The sequence below is a fragment of the Candidatus Babeliaceae bacterium genome (assembly GCA_041660765.1).
Lineage (GTDB): Bacteria > Babelota > Babeliae > Babelales > Babelaceae > JBAZVR01.
This window is the reverse complement of the sequence record JBAZVR010000001.1, coordinates 35658-58216: the sequence shown is the minus strand read 5'-3', so window position 1 is coordinate 58216 and position 22559 is coordinate 35658. Positions and strand designations below refer to the sequence as shown.

Genomic DNA, 22559 nt, shown 5'->3' with positions numbered 1-22559 from the left:
GCAGCTTAATGTCTAGCCTGCGTACGGGCAAGGAAACTGTTCGTAGATCTTTTAGTAAGATCACCGATATAGTTCCGGTTCCTAATTTAATAGAAATTCAATCAAGATCATTTAACGAGTTTGCACAGTTAGACTATTTACCCTCAGAACGTAAAATGATCGGATTGGAGAAGGTGTTCCGTGATATTTTTCCAATCGATTATGGCGATAAAATGTCGCTTGAGTATGTAAGCTATGAATTAGGTCATTGGGCCTGTACATGCGGACGCTTAACGGGTATCAGCAATCGCTATACATGGAGCTGTTCTTCGTGCAAAAAATCTGATTGCTCGCGCTTGAATGATGCCTTTGAATGCACGTTTTGTAACAAGAAAACTGCTCGTTATAAAACGTGTACAAATTGCTTATCTCGCGTAACGGTTCAATTGCCCATGACTCTAGATGAATGTCGATCAAGTGGACAAACATTTGCAATGCCTCTCAAGGTAAAAATGCAGCTCATTGGATGGGATGACACAGTAGCTGACGCAAAAATTGTTCGTGATATAAAAGAGCAAGATATTTTTTTCGCTGATATTCCTATCATGGTTGATCTGTATGAACAGGAAAATCGTTTTATGATTGGCAACCTTGGAACATTTTTAATAAATGGTGTTGATCGTGTTATTGTAAGTCAACTTCATCGTTCACCAGGGGTTGTTTTTTCACTCAGCAAGAAAATTAAGGATGTTCGAGGAAAGCCCTATTACTTGGCTCGCATTATACCAATGCGTGGCTCTTGGATAGATTTTGAGTTTGACAGCAACGATCATTTGTATGTTCGCATAGATAAAAAGAAAAAACTTTTAGTTACAACTTTCTTGCAAGCACTTGGCGTTCCTCGCGATAATATTATTTCATTATTTTATCGTTTTGATACAATTACCTGTTCTAATGGAGAATTTTATCAAAAACTAGATGCTTCGGTCATCGGATTACGCATTGAGCGAGGCATGTTAGAAGTAAAAGATGAAGAATTATATATTGGCAAGCGAATCAATAAAGAAATTCTTATCAAACTGGAGAAGTCTCTTGTTGACCGACTCATGTTGAAAAAAACTTCCATTATTAATCGCGTATGCGGATCAGATATAATTATGCCTCAAACGGGCGAGATACTGCTAGAGCAAGGTCAAGTACTCACCGAAGAACATTACAATCAATTAAAAAATATTAACCATATTCAATTTACGTTAATAACGTCTTCCGGATATGTTTTACAGCCTACGATTCCTTTAACGCTCACACAAGACAAATGCTATACGCAAGATGAAGCTCTTAAAGAAATTCATGCTAAGGTATGGCCCGGCGACAGTTCTTCATTAAATGAGATCAAAGAACGCTTGGAAAACCTTTTTTTCAATAGCAGAATGTACGATCTTACCAAAGTTGGTCGTATTCGTATGAATCGCAAATTGCATCTGTCTACAGCTGAGGATGTAACAACGTTAACACGTGAAGATATTTTTGCGACTATTAATTATTTAGTCAACTTACGTGAACGCGGCGAGGGGGAACTCGACGATATTGATCACTTGGGTAATAGAAGAGTTCGCTTGGTTGGCGAACTATTAACTAATCAGGTACATTTGGGGCTTTTAAGAATCGATCGCATTGTTCGTGAGCGATTTAGAATTCAAGAAAGTCATGGCGCATTAATGCCGCAAGATTTTTTAAATGTAAAGCCTCTTAATGCTGTTCTGCGAGAATTTTTTGGCACTGGACAACTTTCCCAATTTATGGATCAAACAAATCCTTTGTCAGAAATTGCGCACAAAAGAAGACTTTCTGCTCTCGGGCCTGGCGGCGTTATGAAAGACAGGGCAACGTACGAAATTCGCGACGTTCATACGTCACACTATGGAAGAATTTGTCCTATCGAAACGCCAGAAGGTCAAACAGTTGGTCTTATTTCATCACTAGCAACATATGCTACTGTCAATGATTTAGGATTTATTGAAACGGCTTATCGACCAGTTGTTGACAGGGTTATGAAGAATGAAGTTGTATTTTTAGATGCATTTGAAGAAGCTCACAAATACATTGCTCAATCAGATTCTATAAAACCAGGCTCTCATACATTAGATGAAAAGCCTATATTTGCTCGACATGAAGGTAACTTTTTATATACTGACGCTCAAAATATTAATTATATTGATCTGTCATCAAAGCAGCTTGTTTCCGTCGCTACTGCATTAATTCCATTTCTTGAACATGATGACGCCAGCCGTGCGTTAATGGGCGCAAACATGCAGCGGCAAGCAGTTCCTCTTATCAGAATGCAATCGCCAATTGTTGGTACGGGCATGGAAAGAGATATCGCTTATGCTTCCGGTGCTTGCGTAACGTCAAAGCGCGATGGCATTGTTGAATATGTTTCTTCTGAAAAAATTATGATTCGATCACTTGAAGAATCATTTAAAAATACAGATGAATGGATTTCTAAAGGCGTTGAAACCTATTATTTAAGAAAATTTCAACGTTCAAGTTATAGCACATGGATTCATCAAACACCTATTGTAAAAGTAGGTGACGTTGTTAAAGCAAACGATATTTTAACAAATAGCTCATCTATAGCCAATGGTGAACTAGCGCTTGGCGCAAACCTTTTAGTTGCCTTTATGCCATGGCGTGGATACAACTTTGAAGATGCTATTATTTTAAACAAAAGACTTGTTGCCGATGATACGCTCACATCTGTTCATATCGATGAATACATTGTGGATTCTCGCGATACCAAGCTTGGACCTGAAGAAATAACACGTGATATTCCTAATGTAAGCGAAAACGCTTTAGTTGGGCTTGATGAAGATGGGGTTGTAAGAATTGGAACGCGAGTGCGCCCTGGAGACATTCTTGTTGGCAAGGTCACATTGAAGGGCGACATCCAATATTCTCCTGAAGAAAAACTTTTGAGAGCTATTTTTGGAGAAAAATCACGAGAAGTGCGTGATACTTCTTTACGTGTACCGCCAGGAATTGAAGGTACTGTTATAGATGTTAAAATTTTCTCACGAAGTGGCATAAGAAAAGACAAGCGCTATAAAGACTTTGTGCTTAAAGAAACGCAACGACTTGAGTCTGATTTTACTATGCATACAAATTGTCTTGAAAAAATGGTTTTCCAGAAAATTTGTACTTTGTTAGATGGTGCATTGCCTCACAATAAAGTATCCAAAACCTTGCTTAAAAAAGATCTTTTCGATCAAGAAAAGCTTGAATCATTATCTTTGCAAGATTTGCTTGTATTGCGTACAGAAGATAAGGCAATTAATGAAAATATTGATTTATTTAAAAATGTTTTTGAAAACCAAGTAAGAATTTTAAAAGGTCTTCAAGAAGAAAAAATCAATAAACTCAAAAAGGGCGATCCGTTACCATCCGGCGTTATAAAAATGGTCAAAGTGTATATTGCCATGAAGCGCCCTGTCCAAGTTGGCGATAAAGTCGCTGGCAGACACGGTAACAAGGGTGTTGTCTCTATCATTGTACCTCGCGAAGACATGCCATACATGGAAGATGGAACTCCTGTAGATATTATTCTTAATCCGCTCGGCGTACCGTCTCGTATGAACGTAGGGCAGATCTTAGAAACAATATTAGGATATGCCGGTCGTCAGGCAGGCAAAAGGCTTGGTGAAATAATTGAACAACAAGGTTTTAATGAGGTCAAAGCATATCTTGAAAAATCTTATGGCAAAGAGCTTATTAAAAATTATGAAAAATTACACGGAAAAGACGGCCTAGAAGAATTGGCACGGCGTTCAGCTCAGTTGGGTGTTTTTTACAAAACCCCCGTATTTGACGGCGCTCAATTTGACACGGATATTTTGCCATTGCTCAAAGAAGTTATGCTTCCCGAGGACGGCACTTTCAAACTACGTGATGGACGAACAGGTGATCATTTTGATCAATCGATTACCGTAGGTTCAATTTATATTATGAAATTGAATCACATGGTTGACGATAAATTACATGCGCGTTCTGTTGGGCCATACTCATTGGTAACACAGCAACCATTGGGCGGCAAAGCTCAAATGGGCGGACAAAGATTTGGTGAAATGGAAGTATGGGCGCTGCAAGCTTATGGCGCATCGTATGCTCTACAAGAAATGTTAACGTATAAATCTGATGACGTTGCAGGTCGACACAAAGTGTATGAAGCTATTGTTCGCAGTGAAAAGGTTCCAGAACCTGGATTGCCTGAATCATTTAATGTTTTAATTAAAGAACTTCAAAGCTTAGGTCTACAAATAGATTTATTTAAGAGCGGTAAGGAGGAAGTCGGTGGCTAATCAAATGCTTGAAAGATTTAAAGAATATATTCAAACAAGTAGATTTAACGCTATAAAAATCGGGCTTGCTTCACCGGAAAAAATTAGAGCTTTATCATACGGTGAAGTAAAAAAAATAGAAACCGTTAACTATCGCACGTTAAAACCTGAACGCGACGGCCTTTTCTGCGCTCGCATTTTCGGTCCTGTAAAAGATTGGGAATGTAATTGCGGCAAGTATAAGCGCATGAAGCATCGAGGTATTACATGTGAAAAATGTGGCGTAGAAGTTATTCAAGCGCGTGTTCGGCGTGAAAGAATGGGCCATATTGAGTTGGTTGCACCCGTATGTCACATTTGGTACTTAAAAGGAATTCCGAGTTATCTGGGTTTGATACTAGATATGCCCGTTAAAGATCTTGAGCGTGTTATTTATTTTGATGCATATATAGTGGTTTCTCAAGGAAAATCTCCTTATCCAAGAAAAACATTATTAAGTTCATCAGATTATGAGCATTACATGGAATTGCATCCAGAAGATACGGAATTTCATGTTGATATTGGTGCCGCGGCAATAAGAAGCATTCTTAAAATGCTCGATCTTAATTTAGAAATAACAACATTACAAGAAGAGTATTCAAAAACATCTTCCGTTGCAGCGCGTCACAAAATAATGCGTCGTATAAAAATCTTTAAAGGGCTTGCACAAGGCAATCTACGTCCTGAGTGGATGATAATGGACATACTGCCTGTTCTCCCACCAGATTTACGACCTTTAGTTCCGCTAGAAGGTGGAAGGTTTGCAAGCTCTGATCTCAATGAATTGTATCGACGAGTATTAAATCGCAATATTCGGTTGCAGCGCTTAATAGAAATCGATGCGCCTTCAGTGATTATTAAAAATGAAAAACGCATGCTACAAGAATCAGTTGACGCACTTATAGACAATGGTCGTCGAGGACAACCTGTACGTGGTTCAAATCGTCGTCCACTCAAATCTCTGAGTGAAATATTGCGCGGTAAGCAAGGACGATTCAGACAAAATTTATTGGGTAAACGTGTTGATTATTCTGGTCGTTCTGTGATTGTTGTTGATCCTGAACTACGCATTGATCAATGTGGATTGCCTAAAATTATGGCGCTTGAACTCTTTAAATGTCACGTGTTTGCGGGGCTACTAGAAAGAGAAATCGCACCAAATCTTCGCGTTGCAAAGCGCATGGTTGAAGAGTCTTCCCCCGAAATATGGGATGTGCTTGAAGATGTTGTAAAAAATCATCCGGTATTGCTCAATCGTGCTCCAACGCTACACAGGCTTGGGATTCAAAGCTTTTATCCAACGCTCGTCGATGGTAAAGCTATTAAGATTCACCCACTTGTTTGTCATGCATATAACGCAGACTTTGACGGCGACCAAATGGCCGTTCACATTCCGCTCAGCGAACAAGCAATTGAAGAATCAAAAAGTCTTGTTCTTTCAAGTAATAACATTTTATCCGCTTCAAACGGCAGACCGGTTATTGTTCCTTCTCAAGATATGGTTCTTGGGCTTCATTATTTAACCAAAATCCGATGCAATGAGCTAGGAGAGGGTATTACATTCTCATCTATTCAAGAAGTAATATTTGCCTACCAATTTAATAAAGTTGGACTACATGCTCGTATAACTTTGCGATTGTCAGCATCAAAAATGATTGAAACGACAGTAGGCCGAGTTATCTTATTCGAAGCGATTCCACAAGGATCTGACTTTGAATGGATTAATAAAATTATGAGCAAAGGTGACTTAACTCGATTAGTTGAGCGCATTTATTATAAATTTGGAAGCCAAGCAACGGTAAAATGTCTTGATAGCATTAAAAAACTAGGCTTTAACTATTCTACTATGGGTGGTATTTCATTCTCGCTCAGTAATTTAATTGTTCCAGAAAAAAAAGATGGTATTATTCAAAAATCTGATAAAGATGTTCAAAAAATTGAGCAACTGTATATGGATGGGATCATAACAAACGGGGAACGATATAATAAAATATTAAGCATTTGGACTCATGCAACAGCAGATATTGCCTCTAGCATGATGAAAGATCTTGAAAAAGAAGATCAGATTGCCTTTAAGAATGAAAATAAAGAATCTCAGTCATTCAACCCTATATTTATGATGCTCGAATCTGGAGCTCGCGGTACAAAAGATCAAATAAAGCAGCTCGTTGGTATGAGAGGCTTGATGGCAAAACCATCTGGTGAAATTATGGAAACGCCTGTTAAAACAAACTTTAAAGATGGTTTGAGCGTTTTTGAATATTTCATTTCAACACACGGTGCGCGAAAAGGGCAGGCGGATACAGCATTAAAAACTGCAAACTCCGGTTATCTTACACGTCGATTGGTCGATGTTGCTCAAGACATGGTCATTAGTATGAATGATTGCAAAACAATGGGTTACATTGAGCTTGAAGATCTTCAAGAATCCGGTGATATTATTTATTCTCTTGCAAATCGCGCATACGGACGTTCTCTCGCAGCTGATATAAAGGACCCTGTTTCTGGTGAGCTTCTCTTAAAACAAAACGATATTGTGCAAAGAGAAGATATCGAAAAAATAAAAGGTTCTGCTATTACGAAAATAACCGTTCGTTCTGTATTAACCTGCCAAGCAAAGCGAGGAATATGTTCGCAATGCTATGGTCTGGATATGTCAAAAGGAATGTTAATTGATATCGGCGCAACAGTTGGTATCATAGCGGCTCAATCCATTGGTGAACCTGGAACTCAGCTTACTATGAGAACATTCCACATTGGTGGAACAGCTAGCTTGAGTGAACAATCTTCGATTGTTGCAAAGCATAATGGTATTGTTCAATTACAAGCCATTAAAACGGTAAAAAACCGTGAGGGTCAAATCGTTTTAATGAATAGAAAGTCTAAATTAATTCTGACATCTCCTGATGGGCGTGAATTACAAAGTCATAATATTGAATACGGATCACGTTTGCTTGTAAAAGATGGTGAAGCAGTTACAACGGGAACTAAGCTTGTTGAAATCGATGCTCACAATAAAGTAATTATGACAGAGCATGCTGGTAAGGTAAATTACATTGATCTTGTAGAAAATGTAACTATTCAAGAACGATATGATGAAACATCTCATCGTTCAGCAAAGCTTGTTCTTGAGCATAAGAGCGACAAATATCAACCCGCCATTAATATACTTGATAAAGATGGGAATGAAATTATTCAATATTATTTACCAGCTGGTTCATATTTAAGTGTTGAAAATGGTCAGCGGGTAGAAATTGGTGACGTTATAGTTAAAATGCCACGCGAAGCTTCAAGAACAAAAGATATCACAGGCGGTTTACCTAGAATTGCCGAATTATTTGAAGCACGTATGCCAAAAGATCCAGCAATTATTGCTGATATTGATGGTGAAATAGTTTTTGGCGGACTGCATCGTGGCTTAAGAAAAATATCAGTCGTTCATGGCGATGAAGCAATTGATTATTTCATTCCACGAGGCAAACAGCTTAATGTGGTCAACGGAGAACACATTAATGCTGGAGACCCTATAACATCGGGTACACCAATATTGCATGATGTTTTACGTATTCTTGGACCAGAAACATTGCAACGTTATCTTGTTAACCAAATTCAAGAAATTTATCGTCTGCAAGGTGTTGATATCAATGATCGTCATATAGAACTTATTGTAAGACAAATGTTACGTAAAGTTCGTATTACTGATCCAGGCGACACCAGTTTCTTAGTCGGAGATCGTGTTGATAGAATTCATTTCAAAACTATTAACATGGCGCTTCAAACGGAAGGCAAAAAAGTAGCTACCGCAAAACCAGTACTCATGGGAATAACATTAGCGTCACTTGAAACAGAAAGCTTTATTTCTGCATCATCATTCCAAGAAACGACGAGGATTTTGGGTGAAGCTGCCATTTCAGGATCGATTGACTACCTTTACGGATTAAAGGAAAATGTTATTATTGGTAAGTTGATACCTGCTGGTACAGGAATAAAATCGTTTAGAAAAAAGTATCTTGAGCAACATGGCGATGATCAAGATACAACAAATGTAAGTTAAAAATAAGTAAAAGGTAAAATAAAGGCGCGTAGCTCAGTGGCAGAGCATTGCTTTGACGTAGCAAGGGTCAGCGGTTCAATCCCGCTCGCGCCTACCAGTAATCTCATATTGATTGGAGTTTTTTCACAATGGAATCAAAAATAGCTATCATTAATAAACATAAAATTAATGATCAAGACACAGGATCTATTGAGGTCCAAGTTGCTTTATTAAGTCATCGTATTGATGAAATTAATAAACATTTCAAAATTCATAAAAAGGACTATACTGCACAAACGGGTCTTATGAAACTTGTAGGACAACGACGACGCTTTCTTAATTATTTGAAAAGACATCGTCAACCTGCCTATAAAAGCCTGATAGATCAGCTTGATCTTAGAGGATAAAAAAATTATATATTTTTAGCTCAGTGAGTTTATCGTAATGGAAAAAAAATTTAGTTTACCAGAGTTTGGTTACGAAGTAGTGATTGGTAAGTTTGCCGGGCAAGCTGATGGTGCTGCATGGTTGCAGCAAGGAGGCACTGTAGTTTTATCAACGGTAGTGTCTGCACCTTCGAAAGAATTTCCTGGTTTTTTACCATTAACAATCGACTATCGTGAGCAATTTGCAGCGGCAGGAAAGATTCCAGGCGGTTATTTTAAGCGTGAAGGAAAATCTACTGACAAAGAAGTGTTAACTTCGCGTATAATAGATCGTGCGGTTCGACCTTTGTTTCCTGCTAATTACTTCAATCAAATACAAATGTTATCAACTGTTTATTCTGTTGATAAAGAAAATATGCCACATCCACTTGCACTTATAGCAAGCTCAATAGCACTCACTATTTCAAAAATTCCTTTTATGGGTCCCGTGGGAATATGCGAGGTTGCACGCGTTGAGGGATCATGGATCTTTAATCCAACATATCAACAATATTTAGCATCTGATGTCAGAATAACCGTTACTGGTAATGAAAATGGCATAAACATGGTTGAAGGCTCAACCAATGAAATATCAGAAAAAGATTTTGTTGATGTGCTTTTTTTAGCACATGAAAAAATTAAGCTGCAAGTTGCATGGCAAAAAGAAATAGCAAAAAGTCTTGGTGTAGAAAAAGAACCAATTGTTGACGCTTTTGACTGGTCAGTATGGTCAGATCGAGTGAAGCAAATTTTAACAGATGATGCTGTTAAAAAATTATTTACTCAGGACAAACAAGTACGATCTCAAGCGCGTACCGCACTAGAAGATACATTTTTTAGTACCTATGCAACAGAAGTAGAAAAAAATCCGGAAGTATCAAAAACATTTTTGTCTTATATTTTTGATGTAATACTTAAAGAAAAAATTACTCATCTTATTTTTGTACTCAATAAGCGTATCGATCTTCGTGATTTTGAAACAGTACGACCAATTTCAACTGAAGTTGGCTTGCTTCCATTCAATCATGGATCTTCATTCTTTATGAGAGGCAGAACACAAGCTCTTACAAGTGTTACACTTGGCGGTGGTCAAGATGAAGCAAAGATTGACAATCTCATGGGACAAACCATAGAAAGTCCATTCATGCTTCATTATAACTTTCCAGCTTTTGCAGTTGGCGAAGTAAAACCTAATCGCGGACCAGGGCGTCGAGAAATTGGTCATGGTCACCTTGCGGCATCTGCTATCAAAGAGGTATTACCTAATCCAGAAATATTTCCTTATACTATTCGTATTGTTACAGATATTTTAGAATCCGATGGTTCTAGCTCAATGGCAACCGTATGCGGATCCATTATGGCCCTGATGAACGCAGGCGTACCTATTAGAAAAATGGTAAGTGGCGTTGCTATGGGACTATTATCAGATGATGGTTCATTTCAAGTTATTACCGATATTGCTGGTATTGAAGATGAATTTGGCCTTATGGACTTTAAGGTTGCTGGAACATCTGATGGTATTGTTGCAATACAGATGGATATAAAATATAAAGATGGATTACCGCATCATATTTTTGAACAAGCACTTGCTCAGGCAAAAAAAGCTCGTTTGCATATTCTTAATGAAATGCAAAAAGTAATGACGACCCCTAATGCTAAACTTTCTGCGTTAGTACCACAATTCATGACGCTTAAAGTTGCCAAAGAAAAAATAGGCGCCATCATTGGTAAAGGCGGTCAAACTATTCGTGATATTACTGAAAAAACTGGGACTACTATCGACATTCAAGACGATGGCCTGGTAAAAATCTTTGGACATCCAGGGGAAAAGCTTGAACAAGCACTCAGTTGGGTGAAGGTACTTGGTGGTATCATTGAACCTCATACAAGATATACAGGTATAGTGAAAAGATTTGCTGATTTTGGTATCTTTGTAGAATTGGCTCCAGGAGTTGATGGTCTTGTACACGTGTCGACAATATCAAATCAAGATAAAGAAGCAATGAAAAATCTTCAAATAAATGATGTGGTAAGCGTTGAAGTACTTGATTATGAAGTTGAAACAGGACGTATTAGACTAAAAATTATTGGATAATGCATGCACAGGACATCTTTAAATCTCAAACAAAGAGCTCATAATAGATCATTTGATGAACTCAGAGCCCTTAAAGTTGCGTACAATATATACCCCTATGCAGCAGGATCAACGTTGTTTGAAATGGGTAACACCAAAGTTTTATCATCCGTTAGCCTTCAACAAGGCGTTCCACATTTTCTCCGTGGAAAAAAAACTGGATGGTTGACGGCAGAATATTCGTTGCTACCCGCATCAACACCTATGCGCACCGTACGTGATGTAACTATTAATAAAAGAAGCGGTAGAACTATTGAAATATCAAGACTCATTGGTCGAGCGTTGCGATCAATTATAAATTTCAATGTCCTTGGCGAGCAAACAATTTTTATTGATTGCGATGTGTTGCAAGCAGATGGGGGCACGAGAACTGCTTCCATAACAGGCGCTTATTTAGCATTGAAAGCTGCTCAAGATTATTGGAAATCAAAGGGTATTATCAAGCAAAACTTTATAACCGATGAACTTGCTGCAATTTCTGTTGGACTTTCTGGCGACATACCACTCTTGGATATGGATTTTGCAGAAGATACAATAATCGATGCTGATTTCAATTTTGTTCTCACTCGCAGCGGTAATATTATTGAAATACAAGGATCTGCGGAAAAACATCCAATCTCATGGAGTTGCTATAACAATGTTCAAGAATTGGCTTGCAAGGGCGCAAATAAGCTTTTTGAATTTTTTGATGAAGCTTCGTGCAATGTTTTTAATCATGAAGCTGATACCATGATACAAGAAAAGAGTTTTTTATATCAGGAATTAATTGATTGAACCTTGATCAATTTTTAAAGCATTCAACCACTGAAACACCCTTTGTATGGTGCTTTAGTGGGAATGTCTACCCAATAACTTTTTTTTCGCTCATATGGTCCAAAAAAAACAATTTTTTTGGACCAGCATGCGTGCCTTTACCGTATTCAAAAGAACACCCTCATGAATTATATAATTGTCTCGAAACTCTTTTTTTGGGACAAGCTCATTTTTATTGGTTGGGAGACATATCCCATCTAGATGCAAAACTAAAAAAAAAAATTATTACTTATAGCGCTACGTATACGGGCCCGCATCGTTTTGGTTTTTTTATAACAACTGACCAAGTGATTAATACATCAGAATCTGTACAAAATGTTAAACTTGATGCGCCTATAACTTCAACAAGCATATCGCTCCTCACATCATTTTTTAATTATCCCACCCTTTCATCAGAATTTTCAGAAATAATAACGCAAAATTCTAAGCATCTTTCGCTTGAACATGTCTGCATGTTACTCGAATATCAATCAGTAATAAGTAAAAAACTAATACCCTTCTTTAAACCTTGGGTATCAAGAATTATTGTATCTGATAAAAACGCTTTCGCGCTGAGCCAATACTTTTTTGAAAAAAATCAAAGAAAATTTTGGCAAGAATGGCAATCTCTCAAAGAAAATTTTGAACATGAATTCTGGATTTACTTGTGGTCTGACTTACTGTGGCAAGCGACACTTTTTATCGAAGAAGCTCATAAGAACGGCCCAGAAGCCGCACGAAAACACGTTAAACGTCTACCCTTTTCATTTATGCAAAAAGACTGGCGTCAGTATAAAATAAAAGAGCTGGCACAAACTCATGATTTTTTATACACGATAGACTACAATAACAAAAATGGCGGCTCAACAGACGTTGGCCTCGAATTACTGTATAACAAATTTTTCCTCAACCATTTTGCATAAAAAATGCTCTATATTCTTTTTATATTTTTTGTAGCCTACGGCATGCAAGATAATCAAGACAATGTTGCGAGTCTTAAAGCGCTTGCGGCGCGCTGTTATGTACAGCAGCCAATACATCATAAACACGTTACAATATCCTGCGATGTTCAAGATATTCTTGACACGTATGCTCCATTCTCACCAAAAACTATAGAAAAGCAATACAAACAGGCGCTGTATCTTAATGACAAAAAAAGGATAGAGCAGTGCGAATTGTATAAAGCAGTAGCCCACAAAGATACGATCAAGTCGCATTTTAATGCTGGTTTTCAAGATGATCCGCATCAAGATTTTAAAGCATTAAAATGCAATAATATACAAACTAAACATCAAAAATTATACACTATTTTTTACCACATTGGTGCTGCTTGTAGCGCATTAAGTTTAGACACAAATGACCCATAAAAACTCATTAGACTTCCAAAAACATTTGTGATACGGTTTTTAGTGAAGCTTAATTTTACCAATAAAAAGGAGATGGTATGAAAAAAGTAGTAGTATTATTGTCATGTTCTTTCTTGTTTGCCCCTCACTATAATCACGCTCTTGATACAGATGTATCAAACAAGGGCTGCTGCGACGCAAAGCAATTACAAGAAGACAAAGTAATTATGCTCTCTGAAGAACTGTTCTATGCTATAGATCGTGCAGACAAAGAAAGCGTAGAAAAATTAGTAGAATGCGGTGCCGATGTTAACTCAATAACACAAGATGGTGCAACGCCCCTCATGTTTGCTATAGCAAAATGCTCAATGGGCTGCGATACTTTCTCGATTATTGAACATCTTTTACACAACAACGCCAACCCTCATGCAACAGTCAGCATCGATGAAAAAACGTACAACGTATCAGAATTTTCATCATTATGCGCAGAACGCTGCAAAATTATTCATCAAGAATGTGAAAAAAAATTAGAAGCTCTTTCTGCAACACAACCACAAAATCCTGAAGAACTTTCTGTTATTAAAAGAGCATCAGACAAGTGGAGATCAATTCATGAAACAATGCTCGTCATTAAAGAACTACTTGAAAGAGAGTAAATAATTCTAAAAAGGCATGCCAGAAAAAAGCATGCCTTTTTTTTAAACTAAAAATGGAGTTAACTTATCTGCAAGATTATGGGCAACGGCATATGCTGTATCATAATGAGAAGCCTCTACCATAATACGCAATACTGGCTCAGTTCCAGAAAATCTAACAATCAATCTGCCATTACCAATCTCTTGCTGTGCCGCTGCAATATAATCAACAATACATGCATCAGTTAATGCAACCGTACGCGGCGCCGGAATATTTAATAAAACCTGCGGATAAGGTTCAAAGCTATTCATATCCCAATTATCAGTGGCGACAAGCGCTTCAAGAACGGTCAGCGCAACCAGAATACCATCACCGGTAGAAACGACATCGCTCAAAATAATGTGTCCCGATTGCTCGCCGCCAATAATCAAACCTCTCTGTTGCATTTCTTGCAGAACAAATTTGTCGCCAACAGAGGTTCGCAACAAAACTTTATTACTTTGTATAAGCTTTTGCTCAAGCCCACAATTAGTCATCAATGTTCCAACAATCGTTGTTTGCGTATTATACCGTGAATGGGTAAGCAAAAGAGCCAAAATATCATCGCCGTTCTTAATGCAGCCCTTATTATTAACGGCAATAACCCTATCACCATCCCCATCAAAGGCAAATCCTATATCAGCAGAGGTTGCGACAACTGTCTGCTGAAGAGATTGCAATACCAGTGCTCCACAATTTTTGTTTATATTATAGCCATCGGGCGTATCATTAATAACAACAATATCGGCTCCAAGCGCAGAAAAAATAGCGGGAGCAACTTTGAATGTTGCGCCATGGGCACAATCTATAACAATTTTTTTATTTTTAAGAAAAGCTGCTGAAAAATAGCGTACTAGCTGCTCAATATATCGCGACTGCGCATCAAACATAGTATCCCGACCACATTCCCCATAGACATCTATTGCGCCTAGTTGCTCAACAATTAAAGAAGAAATAAATAGCTCATCATCAAGTGACAGTTTGCCCGCTTTATTGTCTATAATTTTTATCCCATTATCAGAATATACATTATGGGAAGCCGAGATAATAACAGCACAATCTAACATATTATCACGCATAAAATGAGCAGCAGCCGGTGTTGGCAGGATAGATCCATCAAAAATAGATACCGGATACTGCAATAACCCACCCTTCAAATAAGCCTTAATAAGAGCGCATGAATTACGAGTATCATGAATAATCAGTATTCTAGGATTATGTTGGTATCTTTTAAGAGCCCACAATGCAAGAGCTTTGCCCATTGCATGCAATTTTTCATGAACAAGCAGCCCGGTACCAAACGGACCACGTATCCCATCAGTACCAAAAAGATTAAGCATAAAATATTCTCAGGCAGGCATAAGCGTTTGTACAATAATTTTATAACACATAGGTTTACAGCTTATCATACTAATGGTCGGTGGCAAAAAAAAATCTTGTGGAGTAAAGCACACTTCATTTTCACCCTGATGTAATTTTTGAGCATTATACCTCACAACATAATGCTGAACATCATACGCAATAAGATCTGTCCGCCTACCTTTAAATGCAACAGTAATTGTCTGCGGCGCATCTACAATAGAAATACGCTCTGTATTGTAAAAGCATAATGGCACACTTACTATTATTTTGTAATAATACAAATTATTCAGCATGGACCATAAAAAAAAGCCCATAATCACGGAACTAGGCAATAAAAAACTCTTGGTTTTTATAATTTTTATAATGGCTATCGACATAATGCATTACCTCTTCTCGTACACCCTTTTTAGTGCAATATTTCAACAAATCATATACTTCGCCAACAGAAAGACGCTCAATACTTATTCCAAACAAAATAATATCAAAAAGCCGTGTAGATAATGACGCTTTTATAATAATTGCATCAGTTTTTGAAGACATAAGAAGAGCATCGTGCTTCCAATCTGTACCACGAGCAACCCAAGACACGTCATAAGCTACAAGACGGCCATCACGATCAATTAATATCATAGAATTATTTTTTAAATTATTGTTTTCTGAGGACAAAATGAGTTCGATAATCGGTCCTGTTAAAGGCGCTTTTACCAATGATCCGGACGTCAAAAAAACATCGAGCATATCAGCACGTTCCAAAATCCACACAACATCTTTATGCTTATTCAAACCATATAAACAAGCACTGATAAATGTGTGGAGCCAATCGGACGTATGATCTGCTATAGACACCGCGCGCCGCGTCATGGTAATAAAATTTTTCTGCAACATGTGCTGATGTATAATAATAAAAAAAAGACCAACTACAGGTACAGTAATAATCAAAAACAAGCTCACTGTTTGCAACTGAACATAATAAGCCCCAAAAAAAAGTATGCTATAGCCATAAAACCACACTATTGCATTTTTTTCGGTATCCTGCGAGAGCCATCGTAAAAAATAATATATCCCAACCGCCAACAGACCTATTTCTAACGGATCCCTCCAGGACAAAAATCCCAGCTCATTAATTATTAAACAAAAAAAGTTTTTTAAAAATACCATAACTCTCTCCTTCATATAACTTCGATAATAAATAAATTTATCCCAGAAGATATAGAAAAATACCATTTTAACAAAAACTCATGCTTTGGTACCAACCATTCCACAGCAAGAAACATTTTCAATGGACGCTAGAACTGATTAACTTGGCGCTACAGCATCAGGGGACCTATTATTTACCATATATTTTCCAACACCTTCTTGCACAACTACATGACTAAATAATCGGTGGGTATTTTTTAAAATAATATTCGGTAGCGATATCTGAAATAGCATATAATGCGCTTCTTTGATCAGCATTAATCTGTTTATATTGTATATGTTTACATAATGTGCAAATTACAGGAGAAAGCTTTTGTGCATTCACCAACGCTTTACAAGATTCAGGGGCACTAGAAGTATATTGAGAAATTTTTTGTAGCGCCTTATTTAAACGATTATCAATCTTATTTTTTATCAACTCTGCATAGCGAATTTGTTGTTCTATTTCATCTTTCATGAGACTCTTATGCTCAAGCAGCGAAAGCGCATATCTTTTTCTAAATTTCGGATCGATAAGATCAACTTGTTCTAAAATAACATTCCATGTAACAAAATTATTACGAAATACTTTAAAAGGGAAATTGGCATCTATCGAGTTTGGCAACGCATCCAAAAGTAGCGATTGCCGATCTCTAAAAACCGCAAAATCTTGCGACACGCACTCAGAAATTCTATTAATTTGCGCTTTGTTTAATTGAAATTTTTGATACTTAACCGCCCATAACTTTGGCGCACAAGAGATAACTATCAATACACTAACCATTATTTTTTGCAAATTCATCATAATCTGCTCTTTAATAAGTTATTAATCATATTTTCATACCAGATCATATCAGAAGCTTAATAGATTATATATTTTTAAAAAAAACTAAAATTAAGCGTAGGGGATGCTGCTGAACGCATCCCCTACGCTTATCAAATCTTATGACATATGGCTTTGATTATAAATTATTCGAATTGTGATCCAGCTGTGAAAATTCTTTTTTTCGAACTCACATTAGCGCCACCAATCTTAGCATTTGAAAGCCTAGCATTAGTAAAACTAACTTTCTCACTCTGTGATTTTTTATACTCGGGATGTAACTCAGGATGTAAGCGCCTATCCAACTCAGCTAGCCAACGGCGTTGATCCTCTTGCATCTCGCGCAATTCTCTAAGATGTCGCCACTCATTCTCACGTATACTTACTAATGCATTAAATATTACTGCCAAGTACTCCTCAGCAGAACGGTATCGTTTACGAGGATAGTAAGGAGGACAAGCGGGCTTACGATAAGCAGTTTCGGATAACTTCTCAAGAGCAGATACCTGCATGACTGCCGTGATTGAAAATATAGCCATTGCTATTATTACTATTTTTTTCATACTTACACCCTCATTCATATATTAAAATATATTTATTAGTTACTATTAATATAATCAATAATAATGCAATTTGTCAATATTTTCAAAAGAGGGATTTATTACGAGAAGCCTACGTAATACTTTTAATTAAGAAAAAATAACTTAAAAAAACACAGGGGGACTCTGTGAATAGAATCCCCCATGCGCTTATCAAATCTTATGACATATGACTTTGATTGTAAATTTCAAATAAGCTCAATCCGGTCAAGCCTGCATAAACTCCACATAACAACCGAGCATTTTTAGATGGAACTTTATTTAAAACTTGTAAACTTTTAGATGCATAATAACCTGTTGCAACAGCGGTAAATGGTAACAAGGTTTTATACAAAGCTTCTTTTGGCGTCGTTCCACAGTTAGTTCTCAAAGAATTTGCCATACCTATGGTAAAACAGATTCCACCAGGGACAAGCCATTTGCTTGATTTGAAATATCGAGCACAGCCCTTATCAGAATTTAAAAATTGGTCTGCCATTTTATGCATAAAATACCCAGTACCCGCCAAACCCCCCGCAAATAAAACATTATTGTGGGTTTTGGCAACTGCATAATCATGCAATCCCGGCCTATAACGCGGCTCATAACCATAACCATACATTTGACCTACTATCAACGCTGCTAAACCTAATATCTTCTTCATACTTTTATCCTTATTATTTAAGATTATACATATTAACTATATATATTATTTTAACAAATATATTCAAATTGTCAATTAAAAATAAAGCATTAAAATCATGTTAAAGTGCCCTAAAAACGAATAAAAAGTGCCGAAAGATGTTTTTTTGTAAAAAAATACTAGTTTTTTATACATTTTGGCTATTTTGCCCTATAAATTGATTTTTTTCGCTAAATACCAATAAATAACTATTTGTCAATATTGACAAATAGTTATTTATTGGTACTGTTAATAATACATATTTAAGTTATAAATTATATAAAATCTGGGAATAATATGTATATACGTCGATTATTAGCATTATGTTTTATGGGTAATTTTTTATGCTACGCTATTATACAAGATGCCGCATTTTACCAGTTTAAAACAGGCCCTTTAGAGTCACAACAAAGCCGAGTCGATTTTTACCCCACAAAACCATTCAAATTTGTTTTTAGAATGACCACTCCAGCTAAACAATTAACTCATGAAAAAGAACAGGCATACGATGCCATGATTGATCCTTTGGCTGCATCTAAGTGCATGGTACATAAAGTAAAAATAACTTTTCATCCATGGCTGGGTAATAGAACTATAGAGTATTTTGATCAACAGAATACATGGTTTTTCGGGTGGGGGTATAGGGGCCCAGCTGATATTAGAGAAAATAAATATCGTCACGATCTTATTAAACCTAGCTATCTGCTTAATTCAATAAAAATTGTTGAAGAAGATAATTGCATTTTTTTCCCATATTTATATAGAAGAATTACCTATCAAGACGATGGCACTATCAAAGTAGAAATCAGTAAAAAGCATAGATTCATTCAGCTTGCATCCGCAGGCATACTACTTTCATCAGCGTACTCACTCTATACATCATTTATGCGAAAATCATGATATACTTAATAATGCAAATTTGCCTATTAAATTTTAAAGAGGTTTTTATGAAAAATAATATGATATTACTTGTACTTATGAGTTTAGGTTTTACTAATATTCCTACAACTTCTTATTCAATTGAACATGGTCCCGAAGTTGCCTTTGTTGCAGGATCAGTTTTGGTAGGCAGTGCTGTTGGGTATGGTTTTGCTCGTTATCAACGCATGATGTGGTATAATACGTTTTCAGCATGGGAAAGAGCATCAACAAGCGCGACCCAGACACAATGCGCCACTAAATGTGCTAGCTTAAAAACATCTTTTGCATTGCCTAAATCTCCGGCACGTATAGCTGCAGAAACAGGTTTTACTGCATTGGTCCTCGGAGGAGCTTTGGGATTAGTAAAAATTTATTTGACTGCTTCAAACTCTTACCCTGTAACTACAGGTGTTATTGGTTGCTTAGGGGCGGTAGCCCTAAGCAAAAAAGCTTATGATTCCTGTTTGAATAATGGTATAAAATATTGTAACCAATTAAAAAAAGTACCAGAATTTAATCATGATAATCTTGCTTTCATTTCGCGAGACTTGAATCAGATTTCGAATGGATTAAGGCAAGGGCGCCCTACGGCTTAGCAAGTAAGCAATAATAATTTTTTTTAAAATTTAAAGAGGTTTTTATGAAAACAACATCAAAAATAATAACTATAGTAGCGTTAACCGCGTTTAATCTAAGCATGCTGCATTGCAGAGCAGTTGAGCTTGTCAACCATAAAAACGTTGAACAGGCGGCGGTAGATAAGGTTGCTCACGCAATCAAAGAATTAAAAAAAGACCCTGCATTTGAAAATACAGCAAATAATCATGAAATACCACCGCTTATACTCACTGAAGGGCTACATCATATTGGGCAAACGTGCAAAAATGGTTGCGAAATAAGTCTCGAAGAATTTAAAAAACATGTGCACGAAAATTTTTATGTCTATCGCACCTATGCCACTATAGCTCGTAACGCGGAACGCACCGTTACCGTAGATGAGCAAAAAAGAAGCGTAACTGATGATAAAATTGCTCACCTCTATTATAAACTGGAAGAGTTCGGCATCATACGCAACAATACTATTAGTAGCGATGATGGCGCGGTGATTGATGCTTCTATTCGCAGTGGACTAGATCAGCATCTTTACGGAACCTTGTCTAGAGGCTTTGAGTATAGAAATCCTGTTAAAGGTAGCATTAAAAAATCTTTAAAATAAGAAAGTTACTTCGCATGAATACATCAAAAATATACGTTACGGTTTTTACTCTCTTGTTTGCTGGCGCAGCAAACATAAGTTACGCAAAGAAATCAAATTATGCACCGTATTTTGAAAATATTCCCGGTGATTCTCCTATTAAAAAAACCTGCAGCACAATAACCGGCAATAAAAAGATTGACGATGCCTGTGTTGAACTCAGCAATTTTTTATATTGCATACAACAGGAAAACAATCAGAATAAACCAGCAGAATGCAAACAGTTTTGCGATGAGCAATCAATAAACTATAGCGGTTTTTTTAATATCGTTAAAATTCTGCAACAAGAATTACATTTAAGCCCTAAACACTTTGTTGATTTTTCACGAGATATTAATAAACCCGTAAAAAACGCCGAACCCGAAAAACCTAAAACGCCTAAAGCTTCCACCCATGATGGTTTAGATTGCTAACCAGGAAAATGTATATGAATTATGTAAAATTAAATTTTATCTTTTTTATTTTATTTTGTGCTAATACAACACCAATAGGTTTTACACAAAAATCACCATATGCGCCATACTTTGAAAACGTCCCTGGTGATTCTCCTATTAAAAAAACCTGTAGCACAATAACCGGTAATCCAAAGATTGATAATGCCTGCGTTGAACTCAGCAATTTTTTATATTGCATACGGCATCCCGTAAGACGCGATAGACCAGCAGAATGTCAACAATTTTGCGATGAACAATTTAAAAGTTATAGTGGCTTTCTTGATGTCGTTAAAGTTCTGCAACAAGAATTAGGTTTAAGCCCTCAAGAAATTATTGAATTCAGGCGCAATGTTAGCAAAACGGCAAATAACCCTGAAGCACAAGAATTTATCGGTTCAGACCAAACTAATAGTAGTAATACGCCAGTCGAAGAACGATTATCCTGTTGATTTGTTCGGCAATATTTTTATACTCAATATACAATTGCTTATTACCCAGAACAAAATTAACGTAAAGATATTATGGAAACAAAAAATAAAGCCGTACGCGTGTTGACCGGTGATCGTCCAACGGGGCCGTTACATCTTGGACATTACGTAGGATCACTTGCCAATCGCATTATGTTGCAAGAAAAATATGATCAATATGTCATGATTGCCGACGTGCAAGCGCTCACAGATAATTATGAAGATCCGGGCAAGGTCCGAAGAAATGTCACTCAAGTAGCGCTCGATTATTTAGCCGTTGGCATCGACCCAGAAAAAACAACAATATTCATACAATCGCTGATTCCAGAAATTGCAGAATTAACTATATTTTTTTTAAACCTCGTTAGTATCAATAGAGTCACGCGCAACCCAACGGTAAAAACAGAGCTCAAACAAAAAGGCTTTGGTGAACATGTACCCGCAGGATTTGTTGTATACCCTATAAGTCAAGCGGCTGATATTACCATCGTTAAGGGGCACATTGTTCCTGTTGGCGAAGATCAATTACCCATGATCGAACAAACCAATGAAATTGTCAGAACATTTAACAGATTATATTCTTGCAACGTATTCCCAGAAGTCGAAGCACTCGTACCAAAAATATCTCGGTTATGCGGCACTGATGGTCACAATAAAATGAGCAAGTCGCTTAATAATGCCATCTACCTTTCTGACTCTGCAGACACGGTTGTTGCAAAAGTAAAAAGCATGTACACCGATCCCGGACATATTCATGTCAGCGATCCAGGCAAAGTAGAAGGTAACACCGTCTTTACCTATCTTGACGTATTTGACCCGAACATTGCAGAAGTTGCACAGCTTAAAGAACATTATCAACGCGGCGGCTTAGGCGATATGATACTTAAAAAAAGACTTGCCGAAATTTTGAACACATTCTTAGAGCCAATCAGAGAACGCAGAAAACAGTTTGAGCAGGACCCTGAGTACGCTATGCGCGTACTCTTAGATGGCACTGCAAAAACTCGTCTTATTGCGCAGCAAACGATGCACGAAGTGCGCCAGGTAATGCATCTCGATTATTAATATATTTTGATTTTCTAAAAGAAAAGATTTATATTCTAA

Annotated in this window: 20 protein-coding genes and 1 tRNA gene; 15 read left to right on the top strand and 6 right to left on the bottom strand. The window is 37.0% G+C overall.

Translation table 11 applies throughout. From position 1 onward, the window contains the following. The first annotated feature begins 8 nt into the window (after positions 1–8). The 9 genes from rpoB (at position 9) to WC707_00250 (ending at position 13738) form a co-directional block, all read left to right on the top strand. On the top strand, positions 9–4334 hold the full coding sequence (gene rpoB / locus WC707_00290) for a DNA-directed RNA polymerase subunit beta (GenBank protein ID MFA6065608.1): 4326 nt from the start codon (positions 9–11) through the stop codon (positions 4332–4334). Next, complete coding sequence (gene rpoC / locus WC707_00285; GenBank protein MFA6065607.1) at positions 4327–8406, top strand: DNA-directed RNA polymerase subunit beta'; 4080 nt, start codon at positions 4327–4329, stop codon at positions 8404–8406. The genes rpoB and rpoC overlap by 8 nt, the downstream gene beginning before the upstream one ends. A 22-nt stretch (positions 8407–8428) precedes the next feature. Next, positions 8429–8503: transfer RNA gene (locus WC707_00280), tRNA-Val, on the top strand. Positions 8504–8534: 31 nt separating this feature from the next. Then, positions 8535–8792 (top strand): 30S ribosomal protein S15, encoded by a 258-nt coding sequence (rpsO, locus tag WC707_00275; protein ID MFA6065606.1) that lies wholly within the window; start codon positions 8535–8537, stop codon positions 8790–8792. A gap of 37 nt (positions 8793–8829) precedes the next feature. Further along, positions 8830–10905, top strand: coding sequence for a polyribonucleotide nucleotidyltransferase (gene pnp, locus WC707_00270; GenBank protein ID MFA6065605.1), 2076 nt, complete (start codon positions 8830–8832; stop codon positions 10903–10905). Between the two features lie 3 nt (positions 10906–10908). After that, complete coding sequence (rph, locus tag WC707_00265; GenBank protein MFA6065604.1) at positions 10909–11718, top strand: ribonuclease PH; 810 nt, start codon at positions 10909–10911, stop codon at positions 11716–11718. Continuing rightward, positions 11715–12659 carry a hypothetical protein gene (locus WC707_00260; GenBank protein ID MFA6065603.1) on the top strand — a complete coding sequence of 315 codons (945 nt, stop codon included), beginning with the start codon at positions 11715–11717 and terminating at the stop codon, positions 12657–12659. The genes rph and WC707_00260 overlap by 4 nt, the downstream gene beginning before the upstream one ends. A 3-nt stretch (positions 12660–12662) precedes the next feature. Continuing rightward, entirely contained in the window at positions 12663–13103 is a 441-nt protein-coding gene (locus WC707_00255) for a hypothetical protein (protein MFA6065602.1), read from the top strand. A gap of 77 nt (positions 13104–13180) precedes the next feature. Beyond that, positions 13181–13738 (top strand): ankyrin repeat domain-containing protein, encoded by a 558-nt coding sequence (locus WC707_00250; protein MFA6065601.1) that lies wholly within the window; start codon positions 13181–13183, stop codon positions 13736–13738. A gap of 42 nt (positions 13739–13780) precedes the next feature. Here the strand turns inward: WC707_00250 and WC707_00245 are convergent, their stop codons facing one another. The 6 genes from WC707_00245 to WC707_00220 form a co-directional block, all read right to left on the bottom strand. After that, positions 13781–15097 carry a hypothetical protein gene (locus WC707_00245; protein MFA6065600.1) on the bottom strand — a complete coding sequence of 439 codons (1317 nt, stop codon included), beginning with the start codon at positions 15095–15097 and terminating at the stop codon, positions 13781–13783. 9 nt (positions 15098–15106) lie between these two features. Further along, a complete protein-coding gene (locus tag WC707_00240) occupies positions 15107–15451 on the bottom strand; it encodes a hypothetical protein (protein ID MFA6065599.1) in 345 nt (114 codons plus the stop codon). Then, entirely contained in the window at positions 15444–16277 is an 834-nt protein-coding gene (locus WC707_00235) for a hypothetical protein (GenBank protein ID MFA6065598.1), read from the bottom strand. The genes WC707_00240 and WC707_00235 overlap by 8 nt, the downstream gene beginning before the upstream one ends. Before the next feature lie 214 nt (positions 16278–16491). After that, the gene (locus WC707_00230; protein MFA6065597.1) at positions 16492–17100 is read right to left on the bottom strand and encodes a hypothetical protein; all 609 of its coding nucleotides are present in this window, start codon (positions 17098–17100) and stop codon (positions 16492–16494) included. 164 nt (positions 17101–17264) lie between these two features. Then, on the bottom strand, positions 17265–17681 hold the full coding sequence (locus tag WC707_00225) for a hypothetical protein (GenBank protein ID MFA6065596.1): 417 nt from the start codon (positions 17679–17681) through the stop codon (positions 17265–17267). Between the two features lie 196 nt (positions 17682–17877). Continuing rightward, the gene (locus tag WC707_00220; GenBank protein MFA6065595.1) at positions 17878–18360 is read right to left on the bottom strand and encodes a hypothetical protein; all 483 of its coding nucleotides are present in this window, start codon (positions 18358–18360) and stop codon (positions 17878–17880) included. Between the two features lie 315 nt (positions 18361–18675). On the opposite strand from WC707_00220, the gene WC707_00215 reads away from it, so the two are divergent. From WC707_00215 to trpS, 6 genes are all read left to right on the top strand, one after another. Further along, complete coding sequence (locus tag WC707_00215) at positions 18676–19278, top strand: hypothetical protein (GenBank protein ID MFA6065594.1); 603 nt, start codon at positions 18676–18678, stop codon at positions 19276–19278. Between the two features lie 47 nt (positions 19279–19325). Then, entirely contained in the window at positions 19326–19895 is a 570-nt protein-coding gene (locus WC707_00210; GenBank protein ID MFA6065593.1) for a hypothetical protein, read from the top strand. Positions 19896–19939: 44 nt separating this feature from the next. After that, positions 19940–20515: a hypothetical protein gene (locus tag WC707_00205; GenBank protein MFA6065592.1), complete on the top strand. Its 576-nt coding sequence runs from the start codon at positions 19940–19942 to the stop codon at positions 20513–20515. 14 nt (positions 20516–20529) lie between these two features. Further along, entirely contained in the window at positions 20530–20967 is a 438-nt protein-coding gene (locus WC707_00200) for a hypothetical protein (GenBank protein MFA6065591.1), read from the top strand. Between the two features lie 14 nt (positions 20968–20981). After that, positions 20982–21437, top strand: a complete 456-nt coding sequence (locus WC707_00195; protein MFA6065590.1) for a hypothetical protein — start codon at positions 20982–20984, stop codon at positions 21435–21437. 72 nt (positions 21438–21509) lie between these two features. Next, complete coding sequence (gene trpS, locus WC707_00190) at positions 21510–22520, top strand: tryptophan--tRNA ligase (protein MFA6065589.1); 1011 nt, start codon at positions 21510–21512, stop codon at positions 22518–22520. The last annotated feature ends 39 nt before the right edge of the window (positions 22521–22559 follow it).

What these genes read in the sequence shown, in the direction of transcription:
- WC707_00230 (MFA6065597.1), bottom strand. Translation starts at nt 17,100, where the DNA reads ATGATGAATTTGCAAAAAATAATGGTTAGTGTATTGATAGTTATCTCT.
- WC707_00255 (MFA6065602.1), top strand. Translation starts at nt 12,663, where the DNA reads ATGCTCTATATTCTTTTTATATTTTTTGTAGCCTACGGCATGCAAGAT.
- trpS (MFA6065589.1), top strand. Translation starts at nt 21,510, where the DNA reads ATGGAAACAAAAAATAAAGCCGTACGCGTGTTGACCGGTGATCGTCCA.
- rpoB (MFA6065608.1), top strand. Translation starts at nt 9, where the DNA reads ATGTCTAGCCTGCGTACGGGCAAGGAAACTGTTCGTAGATCTTTTAGT.
- rph (MFA6065604.1), top strand. Translation starts at nt 10,909, where the DNA reads ATGCACAGGACATCTTTAAATCTCAAACAAAGAGCTCATAATAGATCA.
- WC707_00220 (MFA6065595.1), bottom strand. Translation starts at nt 18,360, where the DNA reads ATGAAGAAGATATTAGGTTTAGCAGCGTTGATAGTAGGTCAAATGTAT.
- pnp (MFA6065605.1), top strand. Translation starts at nt 8,830, where the DNA reads ATGGAAAAAAAATTTAGTTTACCAGAGTTTGGTTACGAAGTAGTGATT.
- WC707_00250 (MFA6065601.1), top strand. Translation starts at nt 13,181, where the DNA reads ATGAAAAAAGTAGTAGTATTATTGTCATGTTCTTTCTTGTTTGCCCCT.
- WC707_00235 (MFA6065598.1), bottom strand. Translation starts at nt 16,277, where the DNA reads ATGGTATTTTTAAAAAACTTTTTTTGTTTAATAATTAATGAGCTGGGA.
- WC707_00225 (MFA6065596.1), bottom strand. Translation starts at nt 17,681, where the DNA reads ATGAAAAAAATAGTAATAATAGCAATGGCTATATTTTCAATCACGGCA.
- WC707_00200 (MFA6065591.1), top strand. Translation starts at nt 20,530, where the DNA reads ATGAATACATCAAAAATATACGTTACGGTTTTTACTCTCTTGTTTGCT.
- WC707_00215 (MFA6065594.1), top strand. Translation starts at nt 18,676, where the DNA reads ATGTATATACGTCGATTATTAGCATTATGTTTTATGGGTAATTTTTTA.
- WC707_00210 (MFA6065593.1), top strand. Translation starts at nt 19,326, where the DNA reads ATGAAAAATAATATGATATTACTTGTACTTATGAGTTTAGGTTTTACT.
- WC707_00195 (MFA6065590.1), top strand. Translation starts at nt 20,982, where the DNA reads ATGAATTATGTAAAATTAAATTTTATCTTTTTTATTTTATTTTGTGCT.
- rpsO (MFA6065606.1), top strand. Translation starts at nt 8,535, where the DNA reads ATGGAATCAAAAATAGCTATCATTAATAAACATAAAATTAATGATCAA.
- WC707_00205 (MFA6065592.1), top strand. Translation starts at nt 19,940, where the DNA reads ATGAAAACAACATCAAAAATAATAACTATAGTAGCGTTAACCGCGTTT.
- WC707_00245 (MFA6065600.1), bottom strand. Translation starts at nt 15,097, where the DNA reads ATGCTTAATCTTTTTGGTACTGATGGGATACGTGGTCCGTTTGGTACC.